Source organism: Streptomyces sp. Tue6028 (assembly GCF_002300165.1).
Taxonomy (GTDB): Bacteria; Actinomycetota; Actinomycetes; order Streptomycetales; family Streptomycetaceae; genus Streptomyces; species Streptomyces siamensis.
In genome coordinates this window covers 22,491-35,913 of record NZ_MLCE01000006.1, presented here as the reverse complement: position 1 = coordinate 35,913, position 13,423 = coordinate 22,491, and the positions used below count along the sequence as shown (strand labels likewise).

Genomic DNA, 13,423 nt, shown 5'->3' with positions numbered 1-13,423 from the left:
GGACTCCTCAGGCGGGCGCGGCGGCGAGGCGGCTGGGGTCGAACAGGCCGATGGGGTGCTCGGTGGTGCCCTTCAGCGCGAGGTCGGCGAGGATCTCGCCGACGACCGGCACGAACTTGAAGCCGTGTCCGGAGAATCCGCAGGCGACGGTGACGGACTCCGGGTGCGCGGGATGCCGGGCGATGACGAAATGCTCGTCGGAAGTGTTGGAGTACATGCAGGTGGCGGCCTTGAGGAAGCGGCCGGGCAGGTCGGGGATGCAGCGGGACATGCGGCCGGCCATGGCCCGCACCTCCTCGTCGTGCACGGTCCGGTCGATGGTCTCCGGGGTGCACTCGACACCTTTGCGGAAGAAGGCGACCTTGGCGCCCAGGTCCGGGCCGTCGATGGCGGGGAAGCCGTAGACCTGGACGCCGGCCGCGTCCTCCCAGATGTAGATCGGATGGGCGTCGGGGACGAACGGCTCGGTGCCGCCGCGCGGTTGGAACCAGTACATGACCTGCCGCTCGATCCGGAACGGCACACCGAGGTCGGTGAGCAGCTGCGGTGCCCACGCGCCGGGACAGATCACCAACTGGCCGGCGGTGTAGGTGTTCTCGGCCGTGTGGACGCGCACTCCGTCGCGGTACGGCTCCCAGCGCGTCATCGGCTCTTCGAAGTGCAGGTCGGCGCCCTGCCGGGTGGCGAGCTGGAGGTGGGCGGCGACGGTGTTCTCGGGGCGTAGCAAGCCGGCGCGCGCCTCGTAGAGCGCGACCTCGTCGTCGTGCGGGGCGAGCGTCGGGAAACGGCGGCGGATCTCGGCGGCGTCCAGCATCTCGTGCGGCAGGTCCCACTGCCGGGCCGAGAGCAGCGAGCCGGAGACCGTCCGGGAGTCCGGGGGACCGACCATGACACCGCCGCAGAGGCTGGCGATGTCGCGTCCCGTCTCCCGCTCCAGCTCCTCGTACAGTTCGTACGCGCGCAGCAGCAGCGGCACGTACGCCGGGTCCTCGAAGTAGGACTGCCGGGTGATGCGCGAACCGCCGTGACTGGAGCCTCGGTTGTGCACGGGGCCGAACTTCTCCAGACCGAGCACACGCGCACCGCGCGCGGACAGGTGGTGGGCGGCGGCGCTGCCCATGCCGCCGAGACCGATCACGATCACGTCGTAGGTGGGGGACACGAAGGCCTCCTGAGGGCGTGTCAGCGGCGGATGCGGGTCATCTTCGGGTCGAAGAGGGGCTCTTCGGCGACGGTCGCGGGAACCTTCTCGCCGAAGTACTCGATGTGCACGCCGGTACCCGTCGCCAGGGAGGGCAGCCAGGCGTACGCGACGCAGCGGCCGAGCGTGTAGCCGTAGGAGGCGCTGGTGACGTAGCCGGCGGGGGTGCCGCCGACGTAGACGGGTTCCTTGCCGAGGACGACGGAGGCGGGATCGTCGAGGAGCAGCGGAGTGAGCCTGCGCGCGGGTTCCGTCCCGGCGAGGCCCTGGAGCTCCTCCTGGCCGACGAAGCCGTCCTTGTCCATGCGGACGGCGAACCCCACGCCCGCCTCGTACGGGTTGTGCTCGTCCGTCATGTCGACGCCCCAGGCGCGGTAACCCTTCTCCAGGCGCAAGGAGTTGAAGGCCGAGCGCCCCGCGGCGATCACGCCGTGCGGCTGCCCCGCCTCCCACAGCGTGTCCCAGAGCCGCAGCCCCAGGTCGGCGGTGGTGTACAGCTCCCACCCCAGCTCGCCGACGTAGCTCAACCGCATGGCGGTGACCGGGACATGGCCGAGGTGGGTCTGCTTGGCCCGGAAGTAGCCGAAGCCCTCGTGCGAGAAGTCGTCCTGCGTCAGCGACTGGACGAGGTCGCGGGCGAACGGCCCCCACACGCCGATGCAGCAGGTGCCGGAGGTGATGTCGCGGAGGTGTACGTCGCCGGGTGCGTGGCGGATCAGCCAGTCCAGGTCGGCGGGGGAGTTGGCGCCCACCTGGAATCGGTCGGGGGCGAGGCGTGCGACGGTCAGGTCGGAGCGCACGCCGCCGGTCTCGTCGAGCAGCAGCGTGTAGGTGACCGCTCCGGGTTTCTTGCGCAGGTTGTTGGTCGTCATGCGCTGGAGGAAGCCGAGGGCGCCGGGGCCGGTGACCTCCAGCCTGCGCAGCGGCGTCATGTCGTACAGGGCGACCTTCTCACGGGTCGCCTTCGCCTCGGCCGCCGCGATAGGGGACCAGTAGCGGGCCGACCAGGCGTCACGCTCCGGCAGGCGCAGGCCGTCCGCGAGCGGGGCGTTCGCCTCGTACCAGTGCGGGCGCTCCCAGCCGCCCCCCTCCAGGAAATACGCGCCGAGCTCCTGCTGCCGGGCGTGGAAGGGGCTGACGCGCAAGGGACGCGGCTGCTCCATCGGCTGGAGGGGGTGCAGGACGTCGTACACCTCGACGAACTGCTGTGAACCGCGTTCACGCACATACGACGGTGAACGCTGCGCGTCCTCGAAACGCGTGAGGTCGCACTCGTGCAGATCGAGGGACGCGCGCCCGTCGACCATCCATTCGGCGACCGCCTTCGCCACCCCCGCGGAGTGGGTGACCCAGACGGCCTCGGCCAGCCAGAAACCGCGCAGTTCACGGGACTCGCCCAGGACGGGCATGCCGTCCGGTGTGAAGGAGAACACGCCGTTGAAGCCCTCCTCGACCTCCGCCCAGCGCAGGGCGGGCAGCAGTCGGCGGCAGTCGTCCCAGCTCGGGGCCCAGTCCTCGGCGGTGAACGGGTACGACGACGGCATCGGCATGTCGTTCGCGCGCGCCTCGTCGTAGGCGAGGACGGCGAACGGGTCGACGGGCAGCGGCCGGTGGGCGTAGCTGCCGATGCCGATGCGGTCGTGGTGCTCACGGAAGTACAGGTCGCGGTCCTGGAAGCGGAGGATGGGCCGGGACGCCTCGGCGACGGCGCCGGCCAGTTCGGACAACGGCCGTGTCTTCGCGTACTGGTGCGCGAGGGGTTGCAGGGGCACGTCGACTCCGGCCATGCGCCCGATGACCGGGCCCCAGAATCCGGCGGCGGAGACGACGTGATCGGCGGGGAAGGAGCCGCGGTCGGTGACGACGGCGGTGACGCGGACGTCCTCCCGCTCGATGCCGGTGACCGTGTGGCGGTCGAGGAAACGGGCACCCCGGCTCTCGGCGCGCTCCATCTGGGCGCGGGCCGCGAGCAGGGCGCGGGCCAGCCCGTCGTCCGGAGTGTGGAAGCCGCCGAGCACCGCCGACTCGTCGAGGAGCGGCCAGAGTTCCTTGCAGCGGGCGGCGCTGACGATCTCGCCACGCACTCCCCAGGACGCGGCGTATCCCGCCCTGCGGTGCAGCTCGGCCAGGCGCCCGGGCGTGGTCGCGAGCTCCAGACCGCCGACCTGGTCGAAGCAGGAGACGCCGTCCACCGACAGGGAGCCGAACTTCTCCACGGTGTACCGCGCGAACTCCGTGAGCGTCTTGGACGGGCTGGTCCGGAACACCAGGCCCGGTGCGTGGGAGGTGGAACCGCCGGGCGCGGGCAGCGGCCCCTGTTCGAGGACGGTGACGTCGGTCCACCCGCGTGCGGTCAGTTCGTCGGCGAGCGAGCAGCCGACGATGCCGGCGCCGATGACGACGACCCGGGGACCGCGCGGGCGGGTTGCGGGCGTGCTGGACATGCCCCTCCTTGCCGGGGTGCGGGAGCGGACGTACTCAAGGGGTGGGGACGTGGGACCGTTCGGCCTCGATGGTGGTGTCCTCGCCGTGCCCGGTGCGGACGACCGTGCTGCCGGGGAGGGTGAGCAGGCGGTTGCGGAGGGAGGCCTCGATGGTGGGCCGGTCGGAGTAGGAGCGGCCGGTGGCACCGGGCCCGCCCCGGAACAGGGTGTCCCCGGTGAAGACCGTCTCCAGGAACGGCGCGTACAGCGAGCAACTGCCCCAGGTGTGGCCGGGGGTGTGGATCACCTGGAGCTCGATTCCGGCGACCGTGAGGATCCTGCCGTCGCTCAGCTCGCCGTCCGGCTTGCGGCCGGGATGCGTGAACGACCACAGCTCGTAGTCGTCGGGATGGAGAAGGACGGGTGCGCCGGTCAGCACGGAGAGCTCGGCCGCCGCGTCGATGTGGTCGTCGTGGGCGTGCGTGCACACGATGGCGGTGACCCTGCGGCCGTCGACGGCCGCGTGGATCGCCCGCGCGTCGTGCGCCGCGTCCACGATCAGCACTTCCTTGTCGTCGCCGATCAGCCACACGTTGTTGTCGACGTCGAAGGTCTCGCCGTCGAGGCTGAAGGTGCCGGACGTGACCACGCGCCGGACGGTGACTTCGGGACTCACAGGACCACCACGGACCGCAGCACCTCACCGCGGTGCATCTTCCCGAACGCCTCCTCGACCTGGTCGAGGGAGATGGTCTCGCTGACGAAGGCGTTGAGGTCGAGCAGGCCGTACAGGTACTGGTCGATGAGGAAGGGGAAGTCGCGGCTCGGCAGGCAGTCGCCGTACCAGGACGACTTGAGGGCGCCGCCGCGCGAGAACAGGTCGATCAGCGGGAGGTCGATCCTCATCTCGGGGTCGGGGACACCGACCTGGACGAGCACACCGGCGTGGTCGCGCATGTAGAAGGCCTGCTTGTACGTCTCCGGACGGCCCACTGCGTCGATGGCGATGTCGACGCCGAAGCCGTCGGTGAGCGCGCGCACGGCCTCGACGGGGTCCGTGCCACGGGAGTTGACGGTGTGTGTGGCGCCGAACTTCTCCGCCTGGTCGAGCTTCTTGTCGTCGATGTCGATCGCGATGACCTTCATGGCGCCGTTGAGGCAGGCGCCCGCGATGGCCGCGTTGCCGACGCCGCCGCAGCCGATCACGGCTACCGTGTCCCCGCGCCCCACGTTCCCGGTGTTCACCGCGGCGCCGTATCCGGCCATCACTCCGCAGCCGATCAGACCCGCGGCCTCCGGCCGGGCGGCCGGGTCGATCTTCACCGCCTGCCCGGCGGCGACCAGGGTCTTCTCCGCGAAGGCGCCGATACCGAGGGCGTTGCTGAGCGGGGTGCCGTCGAGCAGCGTCATCGGCTGCGTGGCATTGCGGGAGTCGAAGCAGTACCAGGGGCGTCCACGGCGGCACGAGCGACAGGTGCCGCAGGGGGCGCGCCAGGCGAGGACCACGTAGTCGCCGGGGACCAGGTCGGTGACGCCCTCGCCGACCGCCTCGATCGTGCCGGCCGCCTCATGGCCCAGCAGGAACGGGAAGTCGTCGTTGATCGCGCCGTCCCGATAGTGCAGATCCGTGTGGCAGACCCCGCAGGCCTGCACCGCGACGAGCACCTCGCCCGGTCCCGGATCGGGAACGACGATCGTCTGCACCTCGACGGGTGCGCCCTTCTTGACAGCGACTACGGCACGGACCTCGTGGGGCACGACAAGCTCCTCTGCTGTTGCGCAATGCACGATGGGTTGCGCGATGAGGAACATACTGAGAACGCCGTCACGGGGCCGTCAAGGGGTGGGAGTTAACCCTTGGCAAAAGGAACGCGGCGCCCGAAACCTGGCGGATACACGGGACGCGGGACCGGGGGAGTCCCGGCCCCGCGTCAGGGGTGGTGGGGCGACTCAGGGGTGACGGACGGCGCGGTAGGTGCCGCGGGAGAGGGGTGGGGACGGGGGGCGGATGGGCTTGGCCGAGGGGGGATTGGCTCAGGGGCAGGGGGCCGGTCCCGTCGTCGCGCCGGAAGACGGGTCGGCCGGTCGGAGTCGGCCGGTCCGGTGGGCTGGTCGGAGTCGGCCGGTCCGGGTCGGTCGGCTCAGGGGGCGGGACCGGGTGCCGGGTGTCGGCCCGGCCGTCGCGTCGGGAACCCGGCCGGCCCGTCGTCGGGCTCAGAAGCCGTAGCCCATGCGGCGCGACAGGTCCGCGCCGGCGGCCACTGTCCGCTTGGCCAGCTCCGGCAGCCGGTCGGCGTTCAGCCGGTACACCGGACCCGACACGCTGATCGCGGCGATCACCTTGCCGTCGTGCGACCGAACGGGCGCCGCCACCGCGGCGAGTCCCAGCTCGAGCTCCTCGATGGTGATCCCGTAGCCCTGTTCCACCACGGCCTCCAGCTCGGCGCGCAGCGACGAGGGGCCCGTGATCGTGCGCTCGGTGAAACGGGGCAGCGGCCGCGCCAGCAGACCCTCGCGCAGGGTGGGCGGCATGTGCGCGGCCAGCACCTTGCCGCTGGAGGTGGCGTGCAAGGGGGTGCGCCTGCCCAGCCAGTTCTGCGCCGTGACCGAGGCGGTGCCGCGGGCCTGCATGATGTTGACGGCGGCGTCGTCGTCCAGCACCGCTATGTTGACCGTCTCGCCCAGCTCGTCGGCGAGTTCGCGGCAGACCGGGACGCCCTCCTGGGAGATGTCGAGACGCACGGCCGCCGCCCCGGCGAGGCGCAGCACGGCGGCCCCCAGGTAGTACTTCCCCCGGTCCTTGGCCTGGGCCACGAGGCCGCGGTTCTCCAGCACCCCCAGCAGTCGGAACGCGGTGGACTTGTGCACGTCCAGTTCCTCGGCGATCTCGGTGACTCCTGCCTCGCCGAGCCGGGCGAGGATCTCGAGGACGCTCACGGCACGGTCCACCGACTGAACGGCGCTGCCCGCGCCCCTGCCGCCGGGCTTGTCGGACGTCTCCTCGGCGTGCTCAGCCTGCTTCTGAGTGCGGGTCATAGCTCAACTCTCACCACCTGACGGCCCTGTTTGGGCCGCATCTGCGGGAAGCCCTTGACGTGACGGGACCCCCGCGCGGATTCTGTTGCGCATAGCGCTCCCTCGTGCGCCATACGAAACATCATGTTACCGAAGCGTCCGGAACCCGGAAGGTTCCCGACGACCTGGACCTGAGAGGTCCTGGACGAATCCGTCCGGACCGAGAGGGGGGCCCATGATTCCCGTCTGTCGCCTTGAAGACCTCCCCGAGGGCGAATCCGTACGAGTCGACACCACACCGCCCGTCGCCGTGTTCCACGCCGAGGGCGAGCTGTACGCCATCGACGACACCTGCACGCATCAGGACGCGTCGCTCTCCGAGGGCTGGCTCGAGGGCTGCCTCGTCGAGTGCCCGCTGCACGCGGCCTCATTCGATCTCCGCACCGGCCTGCCGACCTGCCTTCCCGCGCGACGCCCGGTCCGTACCCACCGCGTCACCGTCGACGACGGAATGATCCACGTCCACCTTGCCGCCGAGGAGGGCACTGCCGCATGAACGCCGTGACCGTACGCGACGCGGCGCGGGTCGCATGAGGACCGTGACCGTCGTCGGCGCCTCCCTCGCCGGCCTGTACGCGGCCCGCGAGCTGCGGGCCCAGGGCTTCGACGGACGGCTCGTGATCATCGGCGACGAGCGGCACCGCCCGTACGACCGTCCGCCCCTGTCCAAGGACTTCCTCGCCGGCCGCGCCGACGAAGCCCAACTCGCCCTCTCCGATGCCGAGGAGAGCACGGAACTCGACGCCGAGTGGCACCTCGGCGTTCGGGCCCGCGGCCTCGACGCCCGGGGTCGCACCGTCCTCCTCGACGGCGGCCGCACCATCTCCACGGACGGCGTGGTCATCGCCACCGGTGCCTGCGCCCGCCGCCTGGCAGGCGACGATCTCGCCGGGGTGCACACGCTGCGTACCCTCGACGACGCCCGCGCCCTGCGCGCGGAACTCACCCGGGGCCCCCGCCGGATCGTCGTCATCGGCGGAGGCTTCATCGGCGCCGAGACGGCCTCCTCGTGCGCCGCTCTCGGCCACGACGTCACCGTCGTCGAGGCGGCGGCACTGCCCCTCGTCCCCCAACTCGGCCCCCGCATGGCCGCCGTGTGCGCCGCACTGCACCTCCGCGGTGGCGTCGCCCTGGTCACCGGCACCGGTGTCGCCGGCCTCCGCGGGAGCGGAGGAGGTGGTACGTCGCTGCCCGCTGTCACCGGTGTCCGGCTGTCCGACGGCCGGGTGCTGGACGCCGACGTCGTGATCGTGGGCATCGGCGCCACACCGAACACCGGCTGGCTCGCCGGCTCGACCCTCGCCCTGCACGACGGAGTGCTGTGCGACGACGGCTGTGCGACCGCGCTGCCGCAGGTGGTCGCCGTCGGTGACGTCGCCCGTGTCGGCGGCACCCGCGCCGAGCACTGGACCTCCGCCACCGAGCAACCCCGGGTCGCCGTACGCAACCTGCTGGCCGGACGCACCGTCGCCACCGGTCGGTCCCTGCCCTACTTCTGGTCCGACCAGTACGGGGCGCGGATCCAGTTCGCGGGGCGCCGGCACGACTCGGACACCGTCCGGATCGTCGAGGGCGGGATCGAGGAGGACGGGCCCGCCGAGGGTGGATTCCTCGCCCTCTACGAACGCGACGGCCGGACGACGGCCGTGCTCTCCGTGGACCGCCCCCGTCCGTTCACACGGGTCCGCCGCGAACTGGCCCGAAGTGAACTGCTGGTCGCGCCGACGGCCCGCCTCTGAAGCGGTGCCGTCGAGGCACCGGTGACGGGAAGCTCCGTTCCGGGTGTGCTTGTGGCGGACCGCTCCGTCTCAGGTGTGCTTGTGGCGGACGGGTGGGCCTGCGATGGACGGCTCCGTCCCGGGTGTACCGGTGACGGGGACCGCTCGGTCACAGGCCCACCCTCTGCCTGCGGTCGCACATACCGTCGCGCTAGGAGTGCGACAGCTGCCCGGCGCTCCCGCGCCGGCGTATGCGCTCCTGCGACCGCTCCGTCGCCCGCGCCTGCCGCCTGGCCTTGCGTCGCTCCCGGCGCAGGGCCCGCGCGGTGCTGCTCGGCACCGACACCACTCCGTTGCGCTGGTTCCACACCTGGCGGGTCACCCAGACGTCGAGCGCCGCCCACGTGGCCACGACGGTGCCGGCGATGCTGCTGAGGACCATGGGGAACGCCAGCCAGGACCCCGCGAGGGTGCACAAGAAGGCCACCACCGCCTGTATCAGGGTCACGGCGATGATCAGGACGGCCCGCACCGCCGCAGTGCGCACCGGGTCGGGCAACCGCCGCCTGCGCGCGGGCTCCTCGATCCACAACGGCCGGTAGTGCGAGGGGGCTTCGCGCCCGCGCACCTCGTACTCATCCGTCGGAATGTCGTGATCCGGTGCCTGGACGGCCAGTTGCGCCGCCTCGGGCGTCACAACGCCCTCCCCGAGCGTCCCGCTCCGCTCCGCCGTGCCCATCAACTCGTCACTCCCCACCGCCCAGCAGGCTCCTCGCACAGGTGTCACGCGACACCCGCTCCCCAGTTGGCTGCCCGGCTTGCGCTCTTTTACGCCGCCTGAGCGCGGCATGCGGCCCCTGTGACCGATTCCGCCCCCATTTCCCGTACAGACAGACGAACGACGTGTCCCGAAGATTCCCAAGGAGCGAAGATTTCCGGCCAACTGACCAACTTCACCGCTCCGATGGGATCCGGCCCCAAGTGCCGGATTGGGGGAGGCGATCTCCCGCAATGAACGGACAACTGCCCATGTCTCGTTCCCGACCCGCGCGGGCTGCACCCGGACGGGTCTTCGAGTTACCTGTGCGTCGGTAGTAGGCTCACGCCGTTTGTTGACGCACATGTGTACCCCCGGGAGGGGGTCGAGCTGGGGGAGGCCATGCGCTTTCGCGGGAAGTCCATCCGCCGGAAGATCGTGGCGCTGCTCCTCGTGCCGCTGGTTTCCCTGACAGCGATCTGGGGCTTTGCGACCGTACTCACCGGCCGCGCCGCCAAGCAGCTGTTCAACGTGGCCGATGTCGTGGAGAAGATCGGCTTCCCCACGGAGGACGCCGTCCGCGTCCTCCAGCAGGAACGCAGACAGACACTCGTCTACTTGGCCGATCCCCGCGCCTCGGACGCGCTCGCCGCCCTCAAGCGCAGCCGGACCGCCACCGACCGGGTCGTGGCGAAGGTCCGCAAGAACTCCAAGGACGGGGACCTGCGCGACGAGATGGGCGGAGGCACCACCGAGCGCCTCACCTCGCTCCTCGACGCCGTCGGCGGTATCGACTCGCTGCGCCGCAGTGTCGAGGAGGGCACCGTCAACCGGTCCCAGGCCCTCGACCTCTACAACCGTCTCGTCGACCCCTGTTACGTCCTGCTGGCCAACCTGCACGTGCTCGACAACGTGGAGATGGACAAGCAGGGCCGCGCCCTCGTCAATGTGGACCGCGCCCGTGAGCTGCTCTCCCGCGAGGACGCCCTGCTCGGTTCCGCCCTGGTCGTGGGCCGGCTGACCCGCGACGAGGCCCGCGACATCTCCGACCTCGTGGCCCAGCGCACTTTGCTGTACGACACCAGCCTGCCGCTGCTGCCGTCCTCGGAGCGTGAACGCTTCCAGCGCTACTGGAAGAACGCCGACACGGCGCCCCTGCGAGTGGCCGAACAGTCGGTCGTCACCGCCACCGACGGTTCGCCGCGCGGCGTCACGGCGAAGAGCTGGGACGGGGCGGCCCGACACGTCCTCGACGATCTCGGTGACATGGACGACCAGGCGGGCGACCGCTACCAGGACCGGGTCGGGCCCGTGGCGATGGGCGTGATCGTCAAGGCGGTCGTCGCGGGTGTCGTCGGGCTCATCGCGGTGCTGGTGTCGCTCGTCATGTCCGTGCGCATCGGCCGGAGCCTCATCCGCGACCTGCGCCGACTGCGACTGGAGGCGCACGAGGCCTCCGGCGTCCGCCTGCCCAGCGTCATGCGCAGGCTCTCCGCCGGCGAAGAGGTCGACGTCGAGACCGAAGTGCCGCGGCTGGAATACGACAAGAACGAGATGGGCGAAGTCGGTCAGGCCCTCAACACCCTCCAGCGCGCCGCCGTCGAGGCCGCCGTCAAGCAGTCCGAACTGCGTGACGGCGTCTCCGAGGTGTTCGTCAACCTCGCGCGCCGCAGCCAGGTGCTGCTCCACAAGCAGCTCACGCTCCTCGACACCATGGAGCGCCGGACCGAGGACACCGACGAACTGGCCGACCTGTTCCGCCTCGACCACCTGACCACGCGCATGCGCCGTCACGCGGAGGGCCTGGTCATCCTCTCCGGCGCCGCACCCTCCCGGCAGTGGCGCAAACCCGTCCAGCTCATGGACATCGTCCGTGCCGCCGTCGCCGAGGTCGAGGACTACGAGCGCATCGAGGTGCGCCGCCTGCCGCGCGTCGCCGTCACCGGTCCCGCGGTCGCCGACGTCACCCACCTCGTGGCCGAACTCCTCGAGAACGCGACGGTGTTCTCGCCCCCGCACACGGCCGTCCACGTCGTGGGCGAACGCGTCGCCAACGGCTTCACCCTGGAGATCCACGACCGTGGTCTCGGCATGGCCGCCGAGGCTCTCCTCGACGCCAACCTGCGGCTCGCCGAGACGCCCGAGTTCGAGCTCTCCGACACCGACCGGCTCGGTCTCTTCGTGGTCAGCCGACTGGCCCAGCGCCAGAACGTGCGCGTCTCCCTTCAGCCGTCCCCGTACGGCGGAACCACCGCTGTCGTGTTCATTCCCGACATGCTCCTCACCGACGACGTCCCGGACACCAACGGCATCGGATTCAGGCTCGACCGGGCGCTCCCCTCGAAGGAGGCCGAGGTGGAGGAGAGCCGCAAGGCGGCGCTCTCCGAGGCGCCGGTGCGTCTTCCCGGCCTGCCCGCCTCGATCCTGGACGGCCCGGTCGAGCTGGACGCACCCGTCGACCTGGACACCCTCACCGGCTTCCCCGGCGCCCTCGACGACGAGGACAGCGAGCGGGGCGGTCTGTTCCGGCCACGTCGCTCCATCGCGGGCGTACCGGTCGGCGAGGAAGAGCAGGAGCGCGACGGTGAGGACGAGCCCGCGCTCGTGAGCGAGGACCGTCCCGGCGCCCCCGCCGTCCCGCTGCCGCGGCGCGGAGCTCCCAAGCTCGTCAGCTCGCACGGCCGTCCGGTGACCCGGACGAGGTCCCGGCGCGACGAGACGGACGAGCCCGACGACAGCTTCGCGCCGGTGCCGTACACGGAGCCCGTATCGAGCCGGGAGTCGGCCGGGAACCGGGAGCCGTCGCAACGGCGCGCGAGGGAGCTGGACGGCGGGATGCCGCTGCCCACGCGGCGCGGCGAGCGCTCCGAGGCCTCGATGCGGCGTGGCGGCGAGCGGTCGGAGGGCCCCGGCCTTCGCGAGGCCCCCGGGCTGCGTGACGCGTCCGGCCTCCGGGAGTCCGCGAGCCTGCGGGGGACACCGGGCCTTCCCGGTACCCCCGGCTCCGGGGAGGCCCCGGCCCTCCCGAGACGCACCCGCCGCGGCGCCACGCCGGCGGACACCGGCGGGACCACGGCAGGCTCCGGGACCGCCGCGCCCTCCGAGGCCTCCACCGGCGAGGCGGAAGCGGGCGCGGCGCGCCTGCCCCGCCGCGTCCGCCAGGCGAATCTGGCCCCACAGTTGAAAGCAGGACCCGACCGGCGCGCCGAGCGTGACCGGACCGGCACCGGCACGGGTCCGGACGTCGCCGAGCGCGACGCCGACGAGGTACGCAACCGGATGGCCTCGCTCCAGCGGGGCTGGCAGCGCGGCCGCGAGGAGAACGCCGTGGGCGACGACGCCCAGGACGGCTCAGCAAGAGGAACGACAAAGGGGGACGGTCGATGACCGCACCGAAGGCCGCAGGGCCCACCGAGACCGGCACGGCATCCGGCGAGCTGAACTGGCTGCTCGACGAGCTGGTGGACCGCGTCGCCAGCATCCGCAAGGCGATCGTGCTCTCCGGCGACGGCCTGCCCACCGGGGTCTCCAAGGACCTCACCCGGGAGGACAGCGAGCACCTGGCCGCGGTCGCCTCCGGCTTCCACAGCCTCGCCAAGGGCGTCGGCCGCCACTTCGAGGCGGGCAGCGTTCGCCAGACCGTCGTCGAGCTCGACGAGGCCTTCCTGTTCGTCACGGCGGCCGGTGACGGCAGCTGCCTCGCCGTGCTCGCCGACGCCGACTCGGACGTCGGGCAGGTCGCGTACGAGATGACGCTCCTCGTGAAGCGGGTGGGCGTGCATCTGGCCGCCACTCCGCGCACCGATCTGCCCTCGGGCGGGTAGTGGGATGACATGAGCGGAGACGGTCAGGGAACACGCCACTGGTTCGACGACGAAGCCGGACCGGTGGTCCGTCCGTACGCCATGACGCGTGGCCGCACCACCAGTCCGGCCCAGCACCGCCTCGATCTGATCGCGGTGGTCGTCACGGAACCTCACGCCGACGACCCCGAAGCGGACCACACGCTGTCCCCTGAGCACGTGGACATCGTGGAACTCTGCCGCGACGCCCCGCAGTCGGTCGCCGAGCTCGCCGCCGAACTCGACCTGCCGATCGGAGTGGTACGGGTCCTCATCGGGGACCTCGTGGACGAGGAAATGGTCCACGTGACACGTCCCGTACCGCCCGCAGAGCTGCCGGACGAGAGTATTCTGCGCGACGTGATCAACGGCCTCCGGGCGCTCTGAGCAGGGCGGAAGCGGGGAAC

11 protein-coding genes are annotated in these 13,423 nt (G+C 71.5%); 5 read left to right on the top strand and 6 right to left on the bottom strand.

Annotated elements, in window-relative coordinates; all coding sequences use genetic code 11:
* Positions 1 to 7 precede the first annotated feature (7 nt).
* The 5 genes from solA to BKI49_RS04825 all read right to left on the bottom strand — a co-directional run bounded on the left by solA (position 8) and on the right by BKI49_RS04825 (position 6,660).
* Positions 8 to 1,162: an N-methyl-L-tryptophan oxidase gene (gene solA, locus BKI49_RS04845; protein WP_095932949.1), complete on the bottom strand. Its 1,155-nt coding sequence runs from the start codon at positions 1,160 to 1,162 to the stop codon at positions 8 to 10.
* Positions 1,163 to 1,182: 20 nt separating this feature from the next.
* Positions 1,183 to 3,645, bottom strand: coding sequence for a GcvT family protein (locus BKI49_RS04840; RefSeq protein ID WP_095932948.1), 2,463 nt, complete (start codon positions 3,643 to 3,645; stop codon positions 1,183 to 1,185).
* Positions 3,646 to 3,679: 34 nt separating this feature from the next.
* Positions 3,680 to 4,300 carry an MBL fold metallo-hydrolase gene (locus BKI49_RS04835; RefSeq protein WP_095932947.1) on the bottom strand — a complete coding sequence of 207 codons (621 nt, stop codon included), beginning with the start codon at positions 4,298 to 4,300 and terminating at the stop codon, positions 3,680 to 3,682.
* Positions 4,297 to 5,382 carry an S-(hydroxymethyl)mycothiol dehydrogenase gene (locus BKI49_RS04830; RefSeq protein ID WP_095932946.1) on the bottom strand — a complete coding sequence of 362 codons (1,086 nt, stop codon included), beginning with the start codon at positions 5,380 to 5,382 and terminating at the stop codon, positions 4,297 to 4,299. Before BKI49_RS04830 ends, BKI49_RS04835 begins: the two co-directional genes overlap by 4 nt.
* 456 nt (positions 5,383 to 5,838) lie before the next feature.
* Positions 5,839 to 6,660, bottom strand: a complete 822-nt coding sequence (locus tag BKI49_RS04825; protein ID WP_095932945.1) for an IclR family transcriptional regulator — start codon at positions 6,658 to 6,660, stop codon at positions 5,839 to 5,841.
* Between the two features lie 214 nt (positions 6,661 to 6,874).
* Between BKI49_RS04825 and BKI49_RS04820 the strand changes: the two genes are divergently transcribed.
* Both BKI49_RS04820 and BKI49_RS04815 read left to right on the top strand, forming a co-directional pair.
* A complete protein-coding gene (locus tag BKI49_RS04820) occupies positions 6,875 to 7,195 on the top strand; it encodes a bifunctional 3-phenylpropionate/cinnamic acid dioxygenase ferredoxin subunit (RefSeq protein ID WP_095932944.1) in 321 nt (106 codons plus the stop codon).
* A 34-nt stretch (positions 7,196 to 7,229) separates the two neighbouring features.
* Positions 7,230 to 8,438 (top strand): NAD(P)/FAD-dependent oxidoreductase, encoded by a 1,209-nt coding sequence (locus BKI49_RS04815; protein ID WP_179332336.1) that lies wholly within the window; start codon positions 7,230 to 7,232, stop codon positions 8,436 to 8,438.
* A gap of 190 nt (positions 8,439 to 8,628) precedes the next feature.
* On the opposite strand, the gene BKI49_RS04810 is transcribed toward BKI49_RS04815, so the two are convergent.
* A complete protein-coding gene (locus BKI49_RS04810) occupies positions 8,629 to 9,156 on the bottom strand; it encodes a hypothetical protein (RefSeq protein WP_095933138.1) in 528 nt (175 codons plus the stop codon).
* Between the two features lie 420 nt (positions 9,157 to 9,576).
* On the opposite strand from BKI49_RS04810, the gene BKI49_RS04805 reads away from it, so the two are divergent.
* Genes BKI49_RS04805 through BKI49_RS04795 form a run of 3 tightly spaced genes read left to right on the top strand, consistent with a single transcriptional unit; the run spans position 9,577 to position 13,403 of the window.
* Positions 9,577 to 12,561 (top strand): nitrate- and nitrite sensing domain-containing protein, encoded by a 2,985-nt coding sequence (locus tag BKI49_RS04805; protein ID WP_095933137.1) that lies wholly within the window; start codon positions 9,577 to 9,579, stop codon positions 12,559 to 12,561.
* Complete coding sequence (locus BKI49_RS04800; protein WP_095932943.1) at positions 12,558 to 12,998, top strand: roadblock/LC7 domain-containing protein; 441 nt, start codon at positions 12,558 to 12,560, stop codon at positions 12,996 to 12,998. Before BKI49_RS04805 ends, BKI49_RS04800 begins: the two co-directional genes overlap by 4 nt.
* Before the next feature lie 9 nt (positions 12,999 to 13,007).
* On the top strand, positions 13,008 to 13,403 hold the full coding sequence (locus BKI49_RS04795) for a DUF742 domain-containing protein (protein ID WP_095932942.1): 396 nt from the start codon (positions 13,008 to 13,010) through the stop codon (positions 13,401 to 13,403).
* Positions 13,404 to 13,423 lie beyond the last annotated feature (20 nt).

Coding starts and splice junctions, on each gene's coding strand:
- BKI49_RS04805 (WP_095933137.1), top strand. CDS start 9,577: ATGCGCTTTCGCGGGAAGTCCATCCGCCGGAAGATCGTGGCGCTGCTC.
- BKI49_RS04825 (WP_095932945.1), bottom strand. CDS start 6,660: ATGACCCGCACTCAGAAGCAGGCTGAGCACGCCGAGGAGACGTCCGAC.
- BKI49_RS04810 (WP_095933138.1), bottom strand. CDS start 9,156: ATGGGCACGGCGGAGCGGAGCGGGACGCTCGGGGAGGGCGTTGTGACG.
- BKI49_RS04795 (WP_095932942.1), top strand. CDS start 13,008: ATGAGCGGAGACGGTCAGGGAACACGCCACTGGTTCGACGACGAAGCC.
- BKI49_RS04840 (WP_095932948.1), bottom strand. CDS start 3,645: ATGTCCAGCACGCCCGCAACCCGCCCGCGCGGTCCCCGGGTCGTCGTC.
- BKI49_RS04800 (WP_095932943.1), top strand. CDS start 12,558: ATGACCGCACCGAAGGCCGCAGGGCCCACCGAGACCGGCACGGCATCC.
- BKI49_RS04815 (WP_179332336.1), top strand. CDS start 7,230: ATGAGGACCGTGACCGTCGTCGGCGCCTCCCTCGCCGGCCTGTACGCG.
- BKI49_RS04820 (WP_095932944.1), top strand. CDS start 6,875: ATGATTCCCGTCTGTCGCCTTGAAGACCTCCCCGAGGGCGAATCCGTA.